The organism is Sphingobacterium thalpophilum (assembly GCF_901482695.1).
In the GTDB taxonomy this organism is placed as follows: domain Bacteria; phylum Bacteroidota; class Bacteroidia; order Sphingobacteriales; family Sphingobacteriaceae; genus Sphingobacterium; species Sphingobacterium thalpophilum.
Window position 1 is genome coordinate 5,315,463 of sequence record NZ_LR590484.1, and the last position, 21,896, is coordinate 5,337,358.

At 45.1% G+C, this 21,896-nt stretch carries 18 protein-coding genes; 7 read left to right on the top strand and 11 right to left on the bottom strand.

Annotated features, from left to right (window positions below; genetic code table 11):
- Positions 1–36 precede the first annotated feature (36 nt).
- Positions 37–1,923, top strand: coding sequence for a TonB-dependent receptor plug domain-containing protein (locus FGL37_RS22545; RefSeq protein ID WP_028068202.1), 1,887 nt, complete (start codon positions 37–39; stop codon positions 1,921–1,923).
- A 102-nt stretch (positions 1,924–2,025) separates the two neighbouring features.
- Here the strand turns inward: FGL37_RS22545 and FGL37_RS22550 are convergent, their stop codons facing one another.
- Genes FGL37_RS22550 through FGL37_RS22560 form a run of 3 tightly spaced genes read right to left on the bottom strand, consistent with a single transcriptional unit; the run spans position 2,026 to position 4,090 of the window.
- The gene (locus FGL37_RS22550) at positions 2,026–2,739 is read right to left on the bottom strand and encodes a ThuA domain-containing protein (protein ID WP_028068203.1); all 714 of its coding nucleotides are present in this window, start codon (positions 2,737–2,739) and stop codon (positions 2,026–2,028) included.
- Positions 2,740–2,765: 26 nt separating this feature from the next.
- Positions 2,766–3,833, bottom strand: a complete 1,068-nt coding sequence (gene aroB / locus FGL37_RS22555; protein ID WP_028068204.1) for a 3-dehydroquinate synthase — start codon at positions 3,831–3,833, stop codon at positions 2,766–2,768.
- 50 nt (positions 3,834–3,883) lie between these two features.
- On the bottom strand, positions 3,884–4,090 hold the full coding sequence (locus FGL37_RS22560; RefSeq protein ID WP_028068205.1) for an RNA-binding S4 domain-containing protein: 207 nt from the start codon (positions 4,088–4,090) through the stop codon (positions 3,884–3,886).
- Between the two features lie 95 nt (positions 4,091–4,185).
- On the opposite strand from FGL37_RS22560, the gene FGL37_RS22565 reads away from it, so the two are divergent.
- From FGL37_RS22565 to xpt, 3 genes are all read left to right on the top strand, one after another.
- On the top strand, positions 4,186–5,382 hold the full coding sequence (locus FGL37_RS22565; RefSeq protein ID WP_028068206.1) for a proline dehydrogenase family protein: 1,197 nt from the start codon (positions 4,186–4,188) through the stop codon (positions 5,380–5,382).
- 203 nt (positions 5,383–5,585) lie between these two features.
- Entirely contained in the window at positions 5,586–7,364 is a 1,779-nt protein-coding gene (locus tag FGL37_RS22570; RefSeq protein WP_028068207.1) for an AMP-dependent synthetase/ligase, read from the top strand.
- An 18-nt stretch (positions 7,365–7,382) separates the two neighbouring features.
- Complete coding sequence (gene xpt, locus FGL37_RS22575; RefSeq protein WP_028068208.1) at positions 7,383–7,958, top strand: xanthine phosphoribosyltransferase; 576 nt, start codon at positions 7,383–7,385, stop codon at positions 7,956–7,958.
- Between the two features lie 71 nt (positions 7,959–8,029).
- Here the strand turns inward: xpt and FGL37_RS22580 are convergent, their stop codons facing one another.
- Positions 8,030–8,515: a hypothetical protein gene (locus tag FGL37_RS22580; protein WP_028068209.1), complete on the bottom strand. Its 486-nt coding sequence runs from the start codon at positions 8,513–8,515 to the stop codon at positions 8,030–8,032.
- Between the two features lie 171 nt (positions 8,516–8,686).
- Here FGL37_RS22580 and mnmE point away from each other — a divergent pair, with 171 nt between their 5' ends.
- Together mnmE and FGL37_RS22590 are read left to right on the top strand one after the other, a co-directional pair.
- Complete coding sequence (gene mnmE, locus FGL37_RS22585; protein WP_028068210.1) at positions 8,687–10,066, top strand: tRNA uridine-5-carboxymethylaminomethyl(34) synthesis GTPase MnmE; 1,380 nt, start codon at positions 8,687–8,689, stop codon at positions 10,064–10,066.
- Between the two features lie 82 nt (positions 10,067–10,148).
- On the top strand, positions 10,149–10,856 hold the full coding sequence (locus tag FGL37_RS22590) for a hypothetical protein (RefSeq protein ID WP_138097042.1): 708 nt from the start codon (positions 10,149–10,151) through the stop codon (positions 10,854–10,856).
- A 27-nt stretch (positions 10,857–10,883) separates the two neighbouring features.
- Here the strand turns inward: FGL37_RS22590 and FGL37_RS22595 are convergent, their stop codons facing one another.
- The 5 genes from FGL37_RS22595 to FGL37_RS22615 form a co-directional block, all read right to left on the bottom strand.
- Entirely contained in the window at positions 10,884–11,870 is a 987-nt protein-coding gene (locus tag FGL37_RS22595) for a YihY/virulence factor BrkB family protein (RefSeq protein WP_028068213.1), read from the bottom strand.
- Positions 11,871–11,964: 94 nt separating this feature from the next.
- Positions 11,965–13,251, bottom strand: a complete 1,287-nt coding sequence (locus FGL37_RS22600; protein WP_138097044.1) for a hypothetical protein — start codon at positions 13,249–13,251, stop codon at positions 11,965–11,967.
- The gene (locus FGL37_RS22605) at positions 13,238–15,259 is read right to left on the bottom strand and encodes a hypothetical protein (protein ID WP_028068215.1); all 2,022 of its coding nucleotides are present in this window, start codon (positions 15,257–15,259) and stop codon (positions 13,238–13,240) included. Before FGL37_RS22605 ends, FGL37_RS22600 begins: the two co-directional genes overlap by 14 nt.
- A 90-nt stretch (positions 15,260–15,349) precedes the next feature.
- Positions 15,350–15,982 (bottom strand): response regulator, encoded by a 633-nt coding sequence (locus FGL37_RS22610; protein ID WP_028068216.1) that lies wholly within the window; start codon positions 15,980–15,982, stop codon positions 15,350–15,352.
- Between the two features lie 14 nt (positions 15,983–15,996).
- Complete coding sequence (locus FGL37_RS22615) at positions 15,997–18,273, bottom strand: ATP-binding protein (RefSeq protein ID WP_138097046.1); 2,277 nt, start codon at positions 18,271–18,273, stop codon at positions 15,997–15,999.
- 304 nt (positions 18,274–18,577) lie between these two features.
- On the opposite strand from FGL37_RS22615, the gene FGL37_RS22620 reads away from it, so the two are divergent.
- Positions 18,578–19,870 (top strand): DEAD/DEAH box helicase, encoded by a 1,293-nt coding sequence (locus FGL37_RS22620; protein WP_028068218.1) that lies wholly within the window; start codon positions 18,578–18,580, stop codon positions 19,868–19,870.
- Positions 19,871–19,901: 31 nt separating this feature from the next.
- On the opposite strand, the gene FGL37_RS22625 is transcribed toward FGL37_RS22620, so the two are convergent.
- Positions 19,902–20,996 carry an SGNH/GDSL hydrolase family protein gene (locus FGL37_RS22625; RefSeq protein ID WP_037532062.1) on the bottom strand — a complete coding sequence of 365 codons (1,095 nt, stop codon included), beginning with the start codon at positions 20,994–20,996 and terminating at the stop codon, positions 19,902–19,904.
- A gap of 69 nt (positions 20,997–21,065) precedes the next feature.
- Positions 21,066–21,881, bottom strand: a complete 816-nt coding sequence (gene kdsA, locus FGL37_RS22630) for a 3-deoxy-8-phosphooctulonate synthase (protein ID WP_028068219.1) — start codon at positions 21,879–21,881, stop codon at positions 21,066–21,068.
- Between the last annotated feature and the right edge of the window lie 15 nt (positions 21,882–21,896).

Consider the following 21,896-nt stretch of genomic DNA (forward strand, 5'->3'; position numbering starts at 1 on the left):
AACATGGCGTCGCATATTACTTGAACAAACACAATCATGTTGAAGAAGAAAATTACATTAACAAAACTTGCTGTCGTGCTTTCCATCGGCGCTGCACATGCGCAGACCAGGGACACAACTTTATTAAATGAGGTCATGATCAACCAGAACAGGCTTCAGATTCCATTTTCAAAGCAGAGCAAAAATATTCAGATATTAACGCAGGAAGATATCCAGCGATTGCCAAACCGGTCCATCAACGAATTGTTGTCCAATATCCCCGGCGTGGATATCCGCCAGCGTGGCCCCTTTGGTTCGCAGGCCGACGTCAGTATTGACGGGGGATCATTTGAACAAACCGCCATCCTGCTGAACGGAATCAAAATAACAGATCCACAGAGTGCACATCACAACATGAATCTGCCGGTTCCACTGGAAGCCATAGAGCGCATCGAAATCATCAGGGGACCGGCTTCCCGTATCTTTGGGATCAATGCCCTGACAGGAGCCATTAACATCGTCACCAAACGTGCGGAATCTAACTTGATCAGTGCACAGGTATATGGAGGTACTTCTTTCAAGGATAATGAACAGACCAGCTCCGGAAAATACTATGGTAAGGGTGCGCAGATTGGCGCAGAGCTGCGGACAGAGCGCATGAGCCACGGGGTATATTTTGGACATGAGGATACCAACGGACAACGTTACAATACCGCTTCAAACAATGACAAATTCTATTACAACGGAACCTACGAGCCAAACGCCACTAATCAGGTAAAGGCCGATTTCGGCTATATCAACAACCGTTTTGGCGCAAATGGATACTATGCTGCCCCGACCGACAACGATGCTTATGAGCAGGTCAAAACAGCTTTCTCCTCCATACAGTCCAAACACCAGCTGAGCCCAGCTTTTGCAATCAGTCCGAGGCTGAGCAACCGCTATAATGAAGATGAGTATTGGTATCTGGGGCGGTCGACAGCAAAAGGTAGGTCAAAGCACTACAGCAATGTATTCGGCGCTGAAGTCAATATGTCATTGGAACAACATTATGGAACATTTGGACTGGGACTGGAAAGCCGCTTCGAGAAGATCAACAGCACGGCGATTGGCGCCCACACCCGGAATAACTATGGCGGATACCTGGAGTTTAAAACAGAAGCAATGGAGAAGCTTATGCTCAGCACGGGCGCCTATGTGAATTACAATTCTAAATTCGGATGGCAGGTATTTCCCGGCCTTGATCTGGGCTATGACCTCAATGAGCATTGGAAGCTGGTCCTGAGCGCCGGCTCCGCGCAAAGAGTACCTTCCTTTACCGATCTTTACATCAATCAGACAGCGAATATCGGAAACCCTGATCTATTATCTGAAAACGCTTATCAGATCGAAGGGGGAATCAAGTACTTATCAAACCGTATCGTGGCGCAGGCCAACTATTTCCACCGCAACATTACCGATTTCATCGATTGGCAGAAATCAACGGAAAACACAGAAACAGGAACAGTTGTCCCATGGAAGCCGGCCAATATCGGAAAAAATACCGTCAATGGTCTGAACGCCTCCTTCCGCTACCAACTCAGCGATCCGGAAGCAGCCACAAAATATTATACGACAGTCAGCTACAACTACCTCCATCCTGAGGTGACTGTCGCTGACGGCACACTGTCAAAATACGCCATTGAAAGCCTCAGACATCAGGTCATTTTCAATTTTACAATAAATCATAACAACTGGACGCTGACAACGGCCAATCGTTTCAATGAACGCATCAGTTATAAAAGCTACTTCATAGCGGATATTCGGGCATCCTACCAGTGGACGACTGTCGATATCTTTGCTGACATCCAGAACATTTTTGACAAAAGTTATGTCGAGGCCGCCGCTGCCCCCATGCCAGGGAGATGGTTCAGTCTGGGAGCGAAATGCAGGTTGAAGTATTAGAGGAAATCCAGGTTCGGCCGATACCTGAATGTGAAAATGCCCCGACATGGACAGCCATATCGGGGCATTTTCACATTTTCAAGGGGGCCGTTGGCCCCAAGTTTATTTTTTGGGAAGTACAGACAAAATACCGCCAATCAGGTGCTGCCTAAACTCAGCTTCGTCATAGGACTCGGCTGTGTGCCCCAATCCGGTATAAAACACCTTCCCTCCATCGTAAGTATGTGACCAGGAAATCGGATGATGGTCGCCCATCTTTCCCCCCTCGTAGCTTTTTTCATCCAGATTCATCAGCACGTGCAGACCGTCTTTTACATCCTTGAAATTGTACCATTCATCTTTGTGCCACCAAACCTTGTCGAGATGTGCGGTTGCAGGGTGCTTTTGATCAAGCACATCGATTTTCGCTTTCTGTACAGCGGGATGGGATGCAAAATAAGCTCCGACCAGCCCGTTGTACCAAGGCCAGTCAAATTCGGTATCTGTCGCGGCGTGGATACCGACAAAACCTTTACCGGACTGAATAAAACGGACAAACGCTGCTTGTTGTGCACTGTCCAGGATGTCACCTGTCGTGCTCAGAAAGATAACAGCGCCATATTTTTGCAGCTCTCCGTCGGTAAACAATGCGGCATCTTCCGAGTGGTCAGACCCAATATTCTCTTTATCCAGTAGCAATTTTAGGACTTCTGCACCCTTCTCGATGCTGCTGTGTCTAAATCCCTTTGTTTTGCTGAATATCAGAACACGCCGTTGCGCGTTGGCAACGAAACCGGTTGCCAAAATGAAAAATAGTAAAATCAATAATCTGTTCATGGTATAAATGGTTATTATATCAAATTTTATCCTGCAGTCAGTTCACGGTAGAAATCAAGGCTCTCAATGATATCTTCTTCGGATACAAATATATCATACTGGCAGCTGCCAATACGGTCAAGCAGTGCGAAGCCGATCTGATTGGACAGGTTCTTTTTATCGTTGCGCATAAGTTCCAAAAGCGTGGTATCAATGGACGAACTGAAGCTATAGTCATTAAAGTATCTTCTAAAGGTAGCTATCAGATCGTCCAGATCCGTCAGCGAAAGTCCGTTCAGCTTATGAGAAAGAAATCCCTCACAGATCATGCCTACAGCAATAGCCTCACCATGCAGCAACGGTCGCTTGTCATGCTGCAGGGAATAGCCTTCGATGGCATGTCCGATCGTATGCCCAAAGTTCAGGATCTTGCGGAGTCCCTTCTCTTTTGGGTCTTCCAGAATGACCCTATTTTTGATCGAAACAGAATGCTTGATCAGGGCATTGTCAACCTGATCGATACCCAGTGTTTTCACTTGATTATAATATGCCTGGTCGAAAATAAGCCCATGTTTGATGACTTCTGCAAAGCCTGAAATGAGCTGTCTCTTATCCAAGGTCTTTAGGAAAAGGCTGGAAATAAACACGGCCTGAGGCTGTGCGAATGTACCGATAATATTCTTGACACTGCCCATATCTATGCCCGTTTTGCCGCCCACAGAAGCATCTACCTGCGAAAGTAGTGTCGTTGGGATCTGGATAAAATCCATCCCTCTCTTAAACGTGGAAGCCGCAAAACCGCCCATATCAGTGACGACCCCGCCGCCCAGATTAATTAACAGGGAATGTCGATCAGCACCAAAATCAAGCATATTTTGCCAAACACCGATACAAAAGTCGATGTTTTTATTTTCTTCCCCGGGATCTACTTCGATAACATCATAGTTGGATAAACTGGGCAGGGCCTGCTGAAATAAAGGCAGGCAATTATCCAACGTATTCGTATCGACCAGAACAATGATTTTGGAATAATTGCGTGCAGCTAAAAACGTCTCTAGCGAGGCCAGCGTGTCATCAAAATATACCTGATAGCCCAAACTTTCTATGACTTCCATTCTATGATTCTTTAAGGTTTAAGTTTTCTATTTACCAATATTGTTTAATATTACACCAATTTTACTTCCATCCCGTCAAACTCCACCACATCTCCCGGCCGCAATTTGAGTCTTTTCCGATAATCGACCTGTCCATTGTACTTGACATATCCCTCCGACACAACCAACTGTGCCATAGCGCCATGCTCCACCCAATTTAAAGCTTTAAGTAACTGTATAAGCTGTATATAATCGCCCTCGATTTTAAATTCTTGCATTCCACAAAAATAACGGTTTCGGGGAGGAATACAAGAAATATCATCGTTTTAATGCACACTAAATTGCTACATTTGCCTTATTGCAAATAAAGATTATGATTGAGAATTCCGAGCCCAGAACATTGTCCTTTGATAATACAGAGATCGCTTTTAAAAGCAAAAGCGATAAGGATCTGGAAAGAGCGTATTGGTTATTCAAAATAATTGCGAATAACTTTCTGACAAAAGTAGGTCCATCAATGACCAACTTTGCCCTGAATATCGGATTGCCGATCCAGGGTATCATCCGCAATACAATATTCAAGCATTTTTGTGGCGGAGAAACAATTGAGGGTTGCGAAGCCGCCATCAACGAATTGGGTGAGAATGGCGTCGGCACAATACTCGATTATTCTGTCGAAGGGGAAGAGACCGAAAGTGCCTTTGATGCTTGCTGCAACGAGGTCCTCCGCACGGTAGTGGCTGCCAGCAAAAATAAATATATTCCGTTTTCGGTCTTTAAGCCTACGGGACTCGGACGTTTTGAGCTATTTGAAAAAGTCAACGCAAAAGAGACGCTGAATGAAGCCGAGCAAGCCGAATATCAGCGTATGCTCGACCGTACTGACCGCATTTGCAGAGCCTGTTACGATGCTGGTGTCAAAGTACTGATCGACGCCGAACATTCCTGGATACAGGATGCCATCGATGATATCGCGCGGGAGATGATGGAAAAGTACAATGTGGAAAAACCGATTGTATACAACACCTATCAATTGTACCGCAGTGACAAACTGGCTTCGCTGAAAGCGGATTTTGAATATGCCAAAGTTAGAGGTTTTCACATGGGTGCCAAAATTGTACGCGGCGCCTATATGGAGATCGAACGAGCACGTGCCGCCCAGAAAGGGTATGCAGACCCTATCCAACCCAACAAAGGAGCGTCAGACCGTGACTACAACGAAGCCATAGCTTTTATTTTGGACCATCTGGACAATTTCGGTTTGATGGCCGGTACACACAACGAGGACAGCAGTATGCTATTGGCCAAAGAAATTGACAGACGTGGCATCGACCGATCCACCGACCGGATCTACTTTGCTCAGCTCCTGGGAATGTCTGATAACCTGAGCTTCAATTTGGCTGCTCATGGCTACAACGTCGCGAAGTACATGCCCTATGGCCCTGTAAAAGCAGTCATGCCTTACTTGTTCAGAAGAGCACAGGAAAATACCTCCGTCGCCGGAGCAACGGGCCGTGAACTCGGACTGTTGATCAAAGAAAAACAAAGAAGAAAAGCTAGCCGTCGATAAAGGCTGGCTTTTTTCATGTAATGGGACTTGCCAATCCTCCCGGTGTCCCTGCTCAGCACCCTACTGTATCCATTCCTTCGTAGAAGCTAAATGGAAAATCATTCCTTATTATTGAAACAATTATTTAAGTTTGCAAACTTTTCCGCTAAAACAAAGTTCATAGGGGAAGGGGTTCCCATGGGACAAAAGAATATACATTTGAAATGGAAGAAAAACTTAGATTATTTGATCTCGCACGCCGACAGGTCAGCAAATACCCTAACCTTGACATGTTTGCCCACAAAGTGGACGGCAAGTGGATTTATATAAAAACAGCAGATTTTCTTGAAAAAGTGGATAAACTGTCCAAAGGCCTGATCGAACTAGGTGTTAAACCAGACGAAAAAGTCGGCCTCATCGCTGGCAGCAGCATCGAATGGCATCTGATAGATTTTGCCATTCAGCAGATCGGGGCTGTGGTCGTGGCCATCTATCCCAACATCACCGACGCCGATTACCAATATATTTTCAACGATGCCGAGATCAGAGTCTGTATTGTCAGCAACAAGGGGCTTTATGACAGACTGATGAACCTTACAGAATCAATCTATACATTAAAATATATATTTTGCATCGCCGAACAGGACTCCTTGCGAAGCTGGAACGAACTCATTGATCTGGGTAGCCGATGTCCTGAAGATAAATTAACGGAGCTGCGCGACCAGATCCAGCCCGATGATCTGGCCACCCTGATTTATACGTCGGGTACCACGGGCAAGCCAAAGGGTGTAATGCTCTCCCATAGTAATATTTTCGCCAATGTGCTGGGGGCCGCAGAAATCACACCCTGTAAGGCCTATGACCGGGGACTTACCTTTCTTCCCCCCTGCCATGCGTATGAACGAATGGTGCTCTATACGTACATGTATCTGGGCTTCACAATCCATATCGCCGAATCATTTGATAAAATCGGTGACAACCTCAAAGAAGTACAGCCTCATATCATGACGGTCGTTCCCCGTATTCTTGAAAAGGTCTATGAGAAAATCATGAAAACCGGCCACGAGTTTACGGGGCTTAAAAGAAAAATATTTGATTGGGCTGTCGCTGTCGCCGAAGAATATGATCCCAATCCGGCCAAAAGGAGTTTCGCCTACAATATGAAACTCAAATTGGCCAAACAGCTTGTGCTCAACAAGTGGTATGAAGCGCTGGGGGGAAAGCTGCAGACGGTGGCCTCCGGCTCAGCCTCTTTGCACAACAAGCTGACCCGTGCATTTTTAGCGGCAGGTATCCCGTTGTATGAAGGTTACGGTATGACGGAGGCATCCCCGCTCATTTCGGTAAACCATTACCTAAAGGGCATCCGCGTGGGCACCGTGGGCCTCCCCGTCCGCTTTGTGGCAATCAAACTTGCTGAAGATGGCGAAATACTGGTAAAGGGTCCCAATGTGATGATGGGCTATTATAAAAATCAGGCGGAAACCGATAAAACAATCGTGGACGGCTGGCTCCACACGGGCGATATCGGCAAATGGGAAGACGAAAAATTTCTAAAAATCATCGACCGCAAAAAGGAAATGTTTAAAATATCGGGTGGTAAATACGTAATTCCGCAGCCGATCGAAACGAAGCTTGTGGAATCCAAATTTATCGAGCAGGCCATGGTGATCGGTGACGGGATGAAGTTTGCGTCAGCCTTTATCGTCCCGAACTATGCACATCTATTGGACTGGGCGAAACAAGATGCGCCGGAACTTGCGACTATGAGCAGGCAGGAGTTTCTGGAAAGCCCGATGGTCGTCAAAAAGGTCAATCAGGAAGTCCGTCGGGCAAATCAGCATTTTGGCAATTGGGAACAGATAAAAAAGCCGGTTATCCTAAAAGATGAATTCACCATTGAAAACGGCGAACTCACGCCGACTCTGAAAATGAAACGTAAGGTAATCCTTGAGCATCATCAGGCGGAGTTCAACCACATCTACCAAATGGAAGAAGAGTAGCAATTTATATTAAATCATATGAAATTATTAAAGGATAGGATCTTGAACGATGGCAAGAGTCTCGCTGGAGGCATACTGAAGGTCGACAGCTTTATTAACCACCAGATGGATCCGGTCTTAATGAAATCTATTGCCGTAGAGTTTGTCCGCCGCTTTGCAGATCTTCCGGTCAACAAGATCATCACGATAGAAGCTAGTGGCATAGCACCGGCAATCATGCTGGGCTACCTGCTCGAGCTACCAGTTGTATTTGTAAAAAAAGCAAAGCCAAAAACCATGGGCGACATGTACATCAGTGCAGTTCATTCTTTTACAAAAAACAGAACATACGATATCTGTGTGAGCAAAGAGTTTCTTAAAGCAGATGACAAGGTACTCTTTATCGATGACTTTCTGGCGAATGGCAATGCCGCTTTTGGCATAATGGACTTGATCAGTCAATCGGGAGCCGCTTTATCGGGTATGGGTTTCATCATCGAAAAATCTTTTCAGGAGGGTGGCCGGCGGCTAAGGGCACTGTCCGGCATTCGCATTGAGTCCCTGGCCCGCATAAAATCACTGAAAGTCGACAGGGTAGCTTTCGAAGAAGAGTAAAACAGATAAAAAGCCTCATCTTACTTAAAAGATTGAGGCTTTTCTTCAAACAACAAGATAAAGTATATGTATTAATCCCAACGGTAATCGTTGTAAAAATCTTCGGGATGTCTGCTAATCGGCACATCTTTCACGATACGGATGTTGGCTGCCCCTAGATTGACATTCAGCATAAAGGAAGGGATACTGGCCGAAAAATTCCAACTGCCATTTCTTAAATAGACATAACCATTACGATAGGGATCATAAAATGTCTTATAATCACGGAAATATACATGGTGACGGCTATCATAGCGATGTGCTCTCGCCCATGCAGGTGGGCCATGACGGTGTCTTTTCTCGTAATACTTAGCTATCTTTTTGTGGTATTTACGGTCTTCCTTTTCACGTTTCTCCCAATACTTCCGATATTCCTTGTCTCTTTTTTCCTCATACTTCCGGTATTCTTTATCGTGTTTCCATTCCTTTTCGTGCCCGCGATGCTGAGCGGCCGAGTCTTTGGGAGCGGCGAGGGTTAATCCCCCGATTGCCAATGCAAAGTATATCATCTTTTTCATAGCCACAGTATTTTAAATTTGAACTCCGTTGTTATTCTTTCTTTTTTGCTTTTAAAAGCGTTTCTATAGGTATGACCCCAAGATCTTGCTAAAGGTTTAATCACTGAACGTAATTTTGTCCGTTCTGTGATTTGTACTTCCATTCCGGCCAATTTAACGTATCTTTGCAACATGTCCAATACAGGTTATATCACTGAAGATACAATTGTCGCATTAGCAACATCCACCGGCGCGAATGGCGCCATTGCAGTTATCCGGGTATCAGGCCAACAGGCGATTACGATCACAAATGACATTTTCAAGGGCAAAGATCTGTCGGCACAGCCTTCGCATACCATTCATTTTGGCACCATACGTGATGGCGATGAAATCATTGACGAGGTGTTGGTTTCCCTGTTTGTTGCCCCCAACTCATATACAAGGGAAAACTCGGTCGAAATATCCACACATAATTCCAAATATATTATTGAGCGCGTCATCAGTTTGCTGATCAAAAAGGGAGCACGCGCGGCACGTCCGGGCGAATTTACGCTTAGGGCATTCCTCAATGGTGGTATGGACCTCTCCCAGGCAGAAGCCGTTGCAGATTTGATTGCCTCCAATTCGGCAGCGTCCCATCAGGTAGCCATGCAGCAGATGCGTGGTGGTTTCTCCGGCCAGCTCAAGTCTCTTCGGGAGGATTTAATACATTTCGCCTCACTGATCGAACTTGAACTGGACTTCTCCGAAGAAGATGTCGAGTTTGCTAACAGAGAACAGCTTAAGAATCTTATTACCAGGATCCAGGTGATCGTTCAAAAGTTAATCCAGTCTTTTGAGCAAGGCAACGTACTGAAGAATGGTGTGCCGGTAGTGATTGCCGGAAAACCGAATGTAGGCAAGTCCACCCTGCTCAACGCCTTTTTAAATGAGGAACGAGCAATTGTCTCCGATATCGCTGGTACCACCCGTGATACCATCGAAGATGAAATGAATATCCACGGCGTGACCTTCCGCTTTATAGATACTGCCGGTATTCGTGAGACCGCGGATATCATCGAAGCTAAAGGCGTCGAACGCACACGTGAAAAAATGAAGCAGGCGCGGCTGATTATCTATCTTTTCGACCCCATACAGGATACTATCGAAGACGTGCAGTCTCAGCTGGCCGAAGTCCATGAGCTTCAGATACCGTTTATTACCATCATCAACAAATGTGATCTGCTCACTGAAAAACAAAAAGCAAGCTATGAGGCACTTGCGCCACTTTATATTTCGGCGAGAAAACAGATCGGCGTTGAAGAACTGAAAGAGGAACTCATCAACCGGGTGCAACTAGGCAATCTGAATACCGATGATGTTATGGTGACCAACATCCGGCATGTTGAGGCGCTACAAAAGACCTCCGACTCTCTGGAACGCGTATTATTCGGAATTGATAATCCCGTCACTTCGGACTTTCTGGCCATGGATATCAGACAGGCATTGTATCATCTCGGTGAGATCACGGGCAGTGTGTCGACAGACGATTTACTGGACAATATTTTTTCAAAATTCTGTATCGGAAAGTAACCTGCACTTCTCATTCCATATCCAGAAGATTTTTCTGGTGCCGAAAAAATACTTTATTTGAAAAATGAATAGAACGTAACATATGAGAATAAAGAAAATACAGAACCATAACCTTTTTGCCTACAGAAGGCTGCGCAGGGCTATTGGCTATCTGGGTATTTTTCTTCCGATAATTCTGGTTTTCCTGTCTTTTTTCAGAGTTTTCGATACCGCTATTCAACCCTCCATCAGCCATTACTATTTCACTAACCTGAGGGAGATATTTACCGGAACTTTATGCGCTGTGGGACTTTTCCTTATCTGCTATAAAGGAAACGGCAACGCTGTCATCTGGAAAAACGACAACCTGTTGACCAACCTGGCCGGCTGCATGGCGATTGGCATCGCATTTATACCCACCGACCCGATAGGCCATAGCTGCACACAGTGCACCTTGATTACATATGGTTTAAAGGGACTTCATTATGGCTTCGCAGCAGTCCTGTTTCTTATTTTTGCCCTACTTTCGATCAACGTGTTTACAATAGGTCAAGAACGAAATACAGAAATTCCGGTCAGTGTATTTAACGAAAATAATATTTACCGGATCTGTGGCTATGGTATACTGCTTTGTATCGTTTTGATTCCGTTTAAACTCTTTGATCGTGCCACACTGGTCTTCGAGGCCATTGCTCTTTTCTTCTTTGGCACTTCCTGGCTGGTCAAAGGACGTGCTTTGGGCGACAAGGGAATGATCGGCCGGAAGTTATACCGGGAAATGAATGTTGAGGATACAGAAGAGGGCCAGTAAACCACCTATTAGTGCACGTTCAACAGCCTATCGATTGTCGGCAGTGCTGGTATTTTCCTCGGGACTGAGGGGTGCCGGCGGTATCTCGGCTACATCACGCTCTATCTCCTGCGTCTCTACGTGTACTGCAAATTGCGAGGGCTCAATGGGGATACCCATGACCGTTGCATATTCTCTTGTATAGATCGCACCGAAATACAAAATTGCAGCCGTGTAATATACCCAGAGTAGAATTAATACAAAGGATCCCGCTGCGCCGTATGTATCCTGTGTGGCCGAATGCTCAAGGTAAATCCCGATCAGGTAGCGGCCCAGAACAAACAATATGGAGGTAAACAATGCGCCCGCACGCACAGTCCGCCACTGTATATTGACATCAGGAAGCACCTTGAATATAACACTGAAGAGCAAAAAGATAATACCAAAAGAAAGCGCAAAGTTAACCGCATCCACCAGCATGACTGCCATATCTGGAAAATACCGCTGTAACTGGCTGGTCAGTGCCAGTATCACTCCATTGATGATCAGCGTGACGACAAGCAGAAAGCCTAGTCCAATGACCAACGAAGATGATAACAGCCTGTCCTGAATAAGTTTTAACCAGCCTTTTTTGGGCTTTGCCCGCACATGCCAGATTTTATTGATCGAATTCTGGATGTCCCCAAAGACCGTGGTCGCACCAAGGATCAGGGTGACGCTGCTGATGATCAACGCCATGGAAGACTTACCGGACAGCTCCAGATTCTGAATTACTTCCTGGATCTGGTTTGCTGCTCCATTGCCGACCAGACCACGTAACTCTGTGAACACCTTACCTTCGATGGCATCTTCTCCATAGAATATTCCGGCCAATGCAATAATCAAAACCAATATTGGACCTATCGAAAAAACGGTATAGTAAGATAACGAAGCACTATATTTCATCGAGTCCTCATTCAGAAATCCAGCTCCCGTATTTTTTAATATCTGCCAATAGGTGTTTAGCTTGCTTTCGCTTCTCGTGTTTATATTCATAATCAATCTGATGCTTGTGTAGAATAAACCGCTTTTCGGTAAAGAAAGTTTTGGAATATAACGTAAAACTAAGCAGGAGACCGTGGTCAGTGATTTAATTGGAGTAATCCTGAATGGAAGCCTGCAGGACAAGCCGCTCTGGCCCTGTTACTTTTAAACTTACGTTGATATTGGCTGCGACAGCCTTTAACGAGAGAACCGATGGCACTTTCAGCGCATCCGGCCAATCTTCGAGTTGAATGTCCACATGCAACAGTTCATCACTCTCCCCATAACCCGTCTGGAGACCTTCAGCTGTTGACGCAGTGGAAAGTATGTTAAACGACCCTTCCTGCTTTTGAAACCACTGGTAAAAAAGTTTGGCCGGCAAATATTTGTGCAACTCTTTGTCTCCCCTGAAGCCAAACCTCAAGTCTGGTACTTGATGTTCGTAGCGTGTCTTCTCTTCTACGGTCTCAAAATTATCATCGACGGCATAGCTGACGATGGTATCTACCTGCACAACCCGACTGTTCAGTATTTCCATATCCATATACTCACCCGTTGTGTGCGCCATAATGGAGTCTGCTGAAATGGGCAAATCACGTAGAATATGTTTTATTCGTCTTTTTAGGCGGCCATCAGGAAAATTGATCCATCCTCTGCCAATATAGTCCTTAGCCGCCAGCTTCCGCACTGTATAGGTTTTTGGAAAGTTCCAGTGCTTCGAAGTAAACTCGCCGAAGATCTCCATACGCCCACCCTTCAAATCAAACTCAATAAAGTTCTGTGTCGACATATCACTATAGCGCATGGATTTACGCGTCAATGTGCTGGGGCGGCTAATAAAGTTCTCAATGGAGATCTGCTCATCCTTGGACTGAATCAGCTGCAACATTTCGGTCCGCTTCTGATCCAGATCGAAACCCAGCCCTACCAAGAGCTCCTTGCCACGCCACATAAAAGCTATCTTATGTCTTTCCTGATAAGCGTAGCTTATTCCCGGAGCAATGTCCTGTTGGATAGAGTCAATTGCCAGTCCGTCTTTCAGAAAACTCAAAAACTGCTTTTTATCGTTCAGATCAAAAAATGCGTAAAAATTTCGGGCGGTATCTTCCAGCGAAAACAAAAATACATTCGCTTTGATATCAATACCATTATTCTTCAGTTCACGCAGTTTTTTGGCGTAGTCCTGCCCTGCCTTCGGAGCAGTCTGCCATCGATCAAACAATTGGCTCAATAAAATGTCATCGAGGGAAATTGTCAGCAGTGCTTTGCTCTTTTTGTGGACAAGGGATTTATAGGATTGCTGTTGACGAATGACATAAATCCCCCATCCGGTGATAACAAACAGCATAACAATTCCTAAAAGCCAAATAGTTCCTTTTTTAATCATTTTCATTTTCATCGATGTGCTTGTCAACTTTGTTTGCTGTATCTGCTGCTATCCCGTCCAGTAACTGACTGAGCACAAACTGAAGCCCGTTTTCCACCGTTTTCGGCAGTTCAATTTCCAACTCCCCCACTAAGCTGTCGCTTACGATACCCTTGGAATACAGCGTAAATTTACCATAATTACTTAATTCTGCCAATGTGTTGCGCCACTTGTCATCGATCACGATATGGAGATCTCTAACCATTTTCGGTAGCCGCGGGATCTGAAAAGCCGCGGATAGTTTGTTACTTTTCATGAGCCTGACAAAGGTTTTGTTGGTTTTGGCTGTATAAGCACCTCGATGCTTAATTTTATGGAGTTGTGTACTGTCATTGCTGATCATGACCAAATTATCTTTAAAGAGCAGATATATGGGAAAATCCCTGCCCCCGCCACGCGGCAGTTGGTAAAGACCTGATGTTATACTCGCCTTGGACTCAGATACAGCAAAATCAAGGGTTTTCTTGATCACTCTTTGATCTTCTGACGTAAACATCCATACAAATGAGGGCACCGTCTCCGCTTTTGTTTTCTTAATTTCCTTGAGATTGAGATCATCATCGTACTCGTAGTCAATGTAGTCCAGTCTCAGGTTGATCATGCCGTTCATGATCACCATATGGTCCCCCGGCATAATGCGGGCGACCGCTTCCTCATCGACCACTATTCCAAATCCAAGCGCAAGCAGCGGCAGAAGTTCATTCTCCGGCTCAAAGTATCGCCTCAGATTTTTACTAATGAAGGTGGGCATTTCTTTTAAATAAGCCGCTGTATTGAGGTTGACGTTCAAATAGCCCGCGGTTTCAGTTGTCAGATACTTCGCAAATTTTGGGTTCGGTTTTCTGGCATATAGCTTCTTCGACAGTTGCGAAAGTTCTGGACTCATGCTTATGCGGGCGCTGAGTTTGATCTTATTTTGCTTCAGATGGGCATCAACAAAGAGATCATGATATTCATCTTCCACGGAGAAACGGCTTGTATGTAAATAGGCGTCGGTCAGCGAATGAAGTGGTTGCAGTTCGGCATACACATCACTAACTCTGGAGTACCACAGCCGGGCCAGGCCCAGCTTGTCGAACAGTGCCTTTTGCTGCCGCCCATCCATTCCATCGTACTTGCCGCTCAGCAAAAGCTCCTGCTCCTGGAGTAACCATTTGTCCAGTAATACATGTTTGATTGAATCATTGCGCCTATTGCTTTGCTCGAAAGCGGTAGATAGCGAGTCGTAGTCCGTATGATCTGCGTACGAGCTTGTACTGTCGCTCACTGTTCCATACGCCTTATCGGATAACCCTTCAGTATGTGTCGTGCCCTGCGCAGCCTCACCGAAATCTGTCGCTTCCCAGCTTACTTCTGTCGAATCCTTCAATACAGAATTCATATCGGCTACCGGGGCTGACACCACAGGTATGGCGTACTCGCTGTTATCAATACCGTATCTCGCCGCTACGGAATCATTGTAAAAGTAGGTATGCCCGACTTCTCCTGTTAAGATCCGCAATTCCTTATCATTCCATGCAAAAAGGCGTCCACCTGCCGTCTTAAACCGACTATATCCGTTCATAGCAGGATAAGGGGTGCCCTTTATCCTCCACAGTTTTTTAAAAAGCGCCGTGTCCCTGACAGGAATGATCAGCTCGCTATAAGCAAGGCTGTCTTTATGCACCCTGTAATACAGAACAACCCCTGTGGCGTCCATCGCTGTATCGAAGAAATTCTTCGGCACAACAGCTGTACGATCTGCAAACTGACCAAAAAAACCTAGCTTATCAAGCAAGTTATTCAAGGTAGAGGCCTCGGTATGTGCAGAAAACTCAGCAAGATTCACCAGTGTCACCGTATATGCTTTCCGAGGTATCCGATGCGCTATACTCTGTGCACTCAGCGTACTTATAGGACAACATACAGACAATATGAGCCCGATGTATAAAGGCAATAACTGCTTACCAATAGATAAATGCGTTAAACTAAACATATATGGATACTTTGTTACAATCGCTGTATCAAAAGTATCAATTGTCCAGGGCTTTTCTCCTCCCTGATTTCAGCTAATTCACCCCTCTGCTCAAGATTCACGGATCAGTCCGTATTCGATGGCTGATTTTACCGCGGCAGTCACACTTTTGGTCTGAAACTTTTCCATTAGATTTTTCCTATGGCTTTCAACAGTATGCGAACTGATAAACAATGCATCTGCAATCTGATTTGTGGTCAACCCTTTAGCGACGTATGACAGAATCTCTTTCTCCCGCCGCGTCAGCTTGGGCACCTGTTTAAGGCCTGTATCTGTTTTTTTGTTTAAAATTGCCTGCGTCTTCTCACAGATATATCGATTACCGAGCAGCACTTGAGTTATAGCAGCGATGATCTCATAACCATGCGCATTTTTCTGCAGATAAGCGTCAGCCCCCTCATTGAGAATGCTATTGATCACGGCCAGCTCATTATGCACGCTGAATGCCACAATTTTTAGATCCTTGTAGTTCTCTTTCAGGCCCTTAACCAGATCTATTCCATTGGCATCCGGAAGGTTGATGTCCAACAATAAGACCAGTGGATGGTCAGACTCTATATGATTAAATAGATCGGCTGCATTGGCATACATACCCACAACTTCGTAGTCTTCATGGGCATTGATGATGTTTTTTAGGCCCTCCAGCAATAGCGGATGGTCATCTGTGATTGCTATCTTTATCATGTTATGTTGTCATGTTAAACCATGGGTATTTCTATCTCTATTGTCGTGCCTTCTCCTACGACCGATCTTATTTTCATGTCGCCATGCAGAAACGAAAGCCTCGAGCGTACATTGTGCATACCAGCGGAATGCTGTAGATCGACGGTGTTGGTATCAAAGCCCCTGCCATCATCTTCGATGGTGAGGTGGAGACGCTCATTATAAGACGAAAGCTGTATGAGGATATTTGAAGCACGAGCGTGTTTCAGGGCATTGTTGACCAGTTCCTGGATAATCCGATATAAAGATATTTCCTGCTCGGCAGTCAGCTTCGACTCAAACTGCAGAAATTCACATTCCACCTGACATTTAACATGGCTCATGCGGGCAGCGTAGTCTTGCAAGGCCTCTTTCAGGCCATATTTAATAATTAGATCGGGCATAAGATTGTGGGCCAGACGGCGCAGCTCATCCACCGCATTATCGAGGAGGGCTATGCTTTTCGAAATACCATCTTTGACCGATGATGCCTCTGATGGACCTTCACTCAATGACGAAAGGCCGAGCTTTGCACCCGACAGCAGCCCGCCCAGCCCATCATGCAGATCGCGGGCAAGACGTGTACGTTCCTTTTCCTCACCAGCTAACATAGCCGTCAAATTCTTGATTTCATTTTGCTGATTGTTTTTTTCAATCTCGAGACCATGCAAGTGTTCTTTCTGTCGGAGCGTTCGCGATCGTTGCCAGTAAGCATAAAACAGTAGAACAACAGCAACTAAACAACTAACAAACAGCCAGATATAAATAGAATTCATGCGTGATTTAAACGCAATTTCCTTTTTTGACACATCCAGCTCCTGCATGCGCTGTTCGTTTTCCAGCCGGCTCAGTTGGAGATCCTGCTCTTTTTTGTCACGTTCCAGCTGTACCACCTTAAGCTGTTGCGTCCGGTTGAGTTCATTCAGCTTTAAGTTCTCAACCAGCTGGCTTTGCTTATCGGCCAGCGCTTTCATCAGCTTAATCTGTTGCTCCTTCTTTTCTCCCTCCAGACGAAGGCGCATCAGTTTCTGGTTTTGCAGTTCTCGTTCGAGCTTGATTTCTAACTGCTTGGTTTTATCCAGTTTATCTGAATTGAATGCCTTTTCAAAGACATTAATATACTTTTTCTGATATTTAAAGGCTTCTTCATATCGGCCTTCTTCCACGTTGATTTCGGCTAGTCTACTATAAAGACTTAAACCGAGCTGGGGATCATAATGCGGCTCGCCTTCCAATATAAAGAGGGCCTGCTGCAGATACTTCTTCCCTTTGTCTCTTTGGCCATTCTTTAATGCAACGTCCGCCAAAATACCGTAAGCGGGGATTGCAATGACGTTCTGCCCTGCCTCCTCGGCAATATCCAGCGCCTGCTCTGCGAAAGTTAAAGCTTTTTTATCATCCTCAGGGAAAAATTCGTGGTATAGATTGGCAAGATTTACCGACACATAAGCAATATCTGTTGGATTGACCAGCGATTTCCGGTTACTTCGAACCAGACTGTAGGCATCAAGATAATGCTGCTCGGCTTTCCTTAGCAGATTGCGGTCACTCTTATTGGATCGGTATTCCTCCTCAAATAAATACCCTGCCTGCATATACGCATCAAACAAGCTGGCAACGTTATTTCCAGCCTTGGCGGTCTCCAGCAAAAGACCAGTATATTTTTCCTGAAACTCGTAATTCCGCTGATTCGCATAGATTGCCGTCAGCTCTTTATAGATGGCAAGCTTCCGGGCCATGTTGCTTTCAGTTGGAACGGCTTTCTCCAAAAAAGAGAGGGCTTTGTGAAATTGAGGGACTGCCTGATCCTCTTTGTTTTGCCGGGTCATAATCCAGCCTTCACAGTAGTGAACGTATCCCCTCGTGCCATTGTCATGAATGAACGGCAATACAGATTTTGCATGCTCAAGATAAAAACGCGACTTTTCAAATGCGTGATCATTAAAGCTGTTCATCGCAGCAATACAGTTGAGATAAGCATAATACTGTTTATCTGGATAGCTTTTTGCCAATTGAATATTGTCATTGAGCAGCTGGCTAGCGAGTGTTTTTTCATTGTTGAAATACAGGGCCTGCGCATACTTTCCGGTGAGAATAAAGCGTTCCTTGCTTCCCAAAGGAAGATTATAATATGATTTTTTTAGCTCCTGCAATTGCTCCTGTCCAAAAAGTAGGCAACAGCAGCATAGAGAAACAACGCATACAGCTATCGATCTGAAAACAGCATAAAGATATCCCATAAAGCCAATTGCTATCGCTGGTGGATTTGCCAAACTTAGATAAATTTACCTGCATTCGCAATGATTATCCTATAATTGTAGACAGCCTTACCAATGAGATGTAAAGCTGACCACCATTGAGCGCGGACAGGTAACCCGGTCGACAGCAGGCAAAACCATTGTTAGGCTGATCGGCAGGACGCATTCAAACGGACTGCTGACGCGCCTGCTATTATAGACAGAATCCCGTGACTGTCGACCTATTTGCATAGGCCCTTCCTCAAAAATGTACATACACAGAGAGATCTCGGAACTAAATTTGTACTTTTGTTTTTTAAATCATAAATCAAAAGGATACGTGTCGTTAGAGAAACTAAAATTAAGCAAGAGACTAACTGCTACCATGACCGAACTCGGTTATCTGGCTCCGAAAGAGATTCAGAGTAGATGCATTTCCAGGATTCTTGGTGGACAGGATGTGATCGCCATAGCACCTGAAGGGGCTGGCAAGACCACAACTTACGTATTATCGACCTTGACTAAATTAAAATTTACGGACGATGAGGCCCCCAAGTTCTTGATCCTGGCACCCAACGAAGAGCGCATTGACGAGATTGTTGAAAAATTCTACCAGCTCAGCAAAAATAAGCAACTACGTATCATTGGGCTGCGTGCCGGCGGAAGTATGGAAGATGAGATCGAAGAGCTCGTGGAAGGCAAAGACATCGTCGTCGCAACACCAAACCGGGCCCGGGCGATTTATCTGAAACTGGCATTGAACCTCAATCGTATCCAGGCCTTAATTATTGATGATGCCGAAGAAATCATCAAGCAAGGCATGCAGACCGCTGTTCGGGAGCTGGCAGAAAGCTGCGGCAAAGTGCAGCACCTGGTTTTTAGTACAGTGGAACATCAAAAGCTTTATGATATGATTGATGACCATTTGAATGAGAACTATGCAGTGGTCGAAGTGGAAGAGCTTGAAAACGAAACAGTAGACACCTTGGATCTGCTATTATACCATGTACCAAATTTTACGACAAAGATCAACTTGCTCAACCTACTGCTGGAGGATAAGGAAGTGTTTCAAAAAGTTGTGGTTTTTGTCAATTCAAAATTGACAGCGCAAAAATTAGCCAAAAGCCTATTTCATCAGAACGAGGAAGAAATCGCCATATTAAACCCTCTCTTCTATGATGATTTTGGGTTTGACAGCGTAGCGGATTTCAAAGCCAGTGACGCATCCCGTGCACTGATCATCGCCAGGGAAAATTCACCCGAGGTAGACCTTGCTGATATCCCGTTTATTTTCCAGTTTGAGTTGCCCAACGAGAAAGAACAATTCTTGCAGTACCTCGTCAAAGATAATAGCAATGCAGAAACGGTGGTGCTGACTTTTTCCACGGACCTCGAGCTTCCCATGGTCCGAAAAATAGAACAGGTCATCGGTAAACGAATGGATATTCTTGATTTACCTGAAGACCTTGTCATCTACAATCCTTCTGCTGATAATAAGAAGAGAAAAACGAATTCCATAGCTGAAAACGACGAGTCACGGGGTGGTGCTTTCCATCAAAAAAAAGAAAGTAATGCAAAAAACTACAATTACGGCGGCGGTGAAAAAGCAAAAATGAAAATGAAGAAAAAATAAAGGACATAGGGGAAGTTCAGCTTCCCCTATCCTATTTTAATATACTCTTTAACAAGTGAATATATCCATGGGCAATGCGTTCCATCCCTTGATCGTTCGGATGTGCATAGTCTACCGTCGAATTTAAATCCAAACTCAGATCTTTAGACGGTATGAGGTAAATCTGTTCGACACCCCATGACTTCAGTTTTTCGAAGCTTGCCACCAATACGCGGCTACTCTGCTGATATTCTTCGTTTTTATCCATATTAAAAACTTCGGGAATATGCCCGGAACTATGCTGTGTCAGAATGATGGGTGTCCTTGGATGCTGCTTTCGCAAAAATGTGACAGCATGCGTCAATAAGGAGTCCAACTGCCTCTCCGTTCGGGAAGTGGTAACCGACAGGTTCGGAATGCAATCCAAGATATAACAAGCTGCATTGACTTCATTCATCAGATTTAAAATCGGTTGCTCTAGCCGCCCATTACCCGAAAAACAAAGATTCATGACCTCGTTGTCGAAGGCCCGTCCAACTTGGTTTGTCCACGCAAGTCCAGGACGGCTGGCACATGCCCCTTGCCCGATGGAAGTACCGTACACTACGATCGGTTTGCTGTCAGCGGCCGGAGGATATTGAATCTCCAGGCCATGGGGAACGCCGATCTCAAGCCATTTAACTGTGTTGTATAAAGGAAGATATAACCTGTACTTGAAGTTATCATGAGCGCCGATATTTTTCCAGGAATACGTGACTGTATCTGCAAAGTTGTACTGACCGTAAGCCCATTTCCAGGTTTTGGTCACCGGATCATAGGCATAAAGGTCCAAACCGCTCACTCCCGTCGTTGGCATATGTGGCATATTGAGCGGGCCTTCAACTTGATATTTAACCACAATCTCTGAGGCCGAGGTCTGGAAGTCAATATAGAGGCCGGCAGCATTCCGCCCCAATGACCATACTGGGCCCCGTACGTGTTCTTTCAAATCTTCTGGAAGCCGCTGGAAGCCGGATATTTTATGATTGTTTACACGGCCTTGCACCTGTTTAACTGCAAGTGGTGAAAACCAGCGATAATTTTCCTGGCCTTTCAATACCGATATCGCCAGCGAAAGCAAGACCACAAAAGTCATTTTGGAAAACATATACAGCTCATTTAGGTTTTGTAAAAAAGGAGCCAAATTGGCTCCTTTCTATTGCGATTTATTATTATACTATAAAATTGCTTGTCTAATACGGACCAGTTTCTCCATCAATCCTTCCAACAGATCGAGATGTAGCATATTGGCTCCATCCGACTTTGCATTCGCCGGATCTGGATGTGTCTCGATAAAGAGACCATCGGCTCCGACAGCAATTGCAGCTTTTGCAATGGTTTCGATCAATGCCGGCTTTCCTCCAGTCACACCGGAAGTCTGATTGGGCTGCTGAAGGGAGTGGGTGCAGTCCATAATGGTGGGGACATTAAACGAACGCATTTCAGGAATGCCCCGATAATCAACGATCAGATCCTGGTAACCGAACGTATTGCCCCGGTCTGTCAAAAGTACCTTATCATTGCCAGATTCCACAATTTTGTCAACAGCAAACTTCATTGATCCGGCGCTCAAAAATTGCCCTTTCTTGACGTTCACGACTTTATTTGTTTTTGCAGCCGCTACCAACAGATCTGTCTGACGACATAAAAACGCCGGAATCTGCAACACATCCACGTAAGCCGCAGCCATTTCGGCCTCATGACTCTCGTGAATATCCGTTACCGTTGGCACAGCAAAAGTACGGCCTACTTTCTCCAATATTTTGAGTGCTTTTTCGTCTCCTATTCCCATAAAAGAATCTAAACGCGAGCGGTTAGCTTTGCGGTAGGATCCTTTAAAAATATAGGGAATATTTAATTTATCCGTAATCGCAACAATCTTTTCAGCAATCCGTAAAGCGATATCTTCTCCTTCAATCGCACAGGGCCCGGCCATCAAAAAGAAATTCTGCGAGGTACCATTCTTTATTTCAGGAATGTAGTTGTTGATCATAGTAATATTCAATAA

Bases quoted from the DNA above. Each gene is read 5' to 3' on its own strand.
- FGL37_RS22595 (WP_028068213.1), bottom strand. From the start codon at position 11,870: ATGAATATAAACACGAGAAGCGAAAGCAAGCTAAACACCTATTGGCAG.
- FGL37_RS22605 (WP_028068215.1), bottom strand. From the start codon at position 15,259: ATGTTTAGTTTAACGCATTTATCTATTGGTAAGCAGTTATTGCCTTTA.
- FGL37_RS22570 (WP_028068207.1), top strand. From the start codon at position 5,586: ATGGAAGAAAAACTTAGATTATTTGATCTCGCACGCCGACAGGTCAGC.
- kdsA (WP_028068219.1), bottom strand. From the start codon at position 21,881: ATGATCAACAACTACATTCCTGAAATAAAGAATGGTACCTCGCAGAAT.
- xpt (WP_028068208.1), top strand. From the start codon at position 7,383: ATGAAATTATTAAAGGATAGGATCTTGAACGATGGCAAGAGTCTCGCT.
- FGL37_RS22625 (WP_037532062.1), bottom strand. From the start codon at position 20,996: ATGTTTTCCAAAATGACTTTTGTGGTCTTGCTTTCGCTGGCGATATCG.
- aroB (WP_028068204.1), bottom strand. From the start codon at position 3,833: ATGGAAGTCATAGAAAGTTTGGGCTATCAGGTATATTTTGATGACACG.
- FGL37_RS22560 (WP_028068205.1), bottom strand. From the start codon at position 4,090: ATGCAAGAATTTAAAATCGAGGGCGATTATATACAGCTTATACAGTTA.
- FGL37_RS22580 (WP_028068209.1), bottom strand. From the start codon at position 8,515: ATGAAAAAGATGATATACTTTGCATTGGCAATCGGGGGATTAACCCTC.
- FGL37_RS22565 (WP_028068206.1), top strand. From the start codon at position 4,186: ATGATTGAGAATTCCGAGCCCAGAACATTGTCCTTTGATAATACAGAG.
- FGL37_RS22610 (WP_028068216.1), bottom strand. From the start codon at position 15,982: ATGATAAAGATAGCAATCACAGATGACCATCCGCTATTGCTGGAGGGC.
- mnmE (WP_028068210.1), top strand. From the start codon at position 8,687: ATGTCCAATACAGGTTATATCACTGAAGATACAATTGTCGCATTAGCA.
- FGL37_RS22550 (WP_028068203.1), bottom strand. From the start codon at position 2,739: ATGAACAGATTATTGATTTTACTATTTTTCATTTTGGCAACCGGTTTC.
- FGL37_RS22545 (WP_028068202.1), top strand. From the start codon at position 37: ATGTTGAAGAAGAAAATTACATTAACAAAACTTGCTGTCGTGCTTTCC.
- FGL37_RS22590 (WP_138097042.1), top strand. From the start codon at position 10,149: ATGAGAATAAAGAAAATACAGAACCATAACCTTTTTGCCTACAGAAGG.
- FGL37_RS22600 (WP_138097044.1), bottom strand. From the start codon at position 13,251: ATGAAAATGATTAAAAAAGGAACTATTTGGCTTTTAGGAATTGTTATG.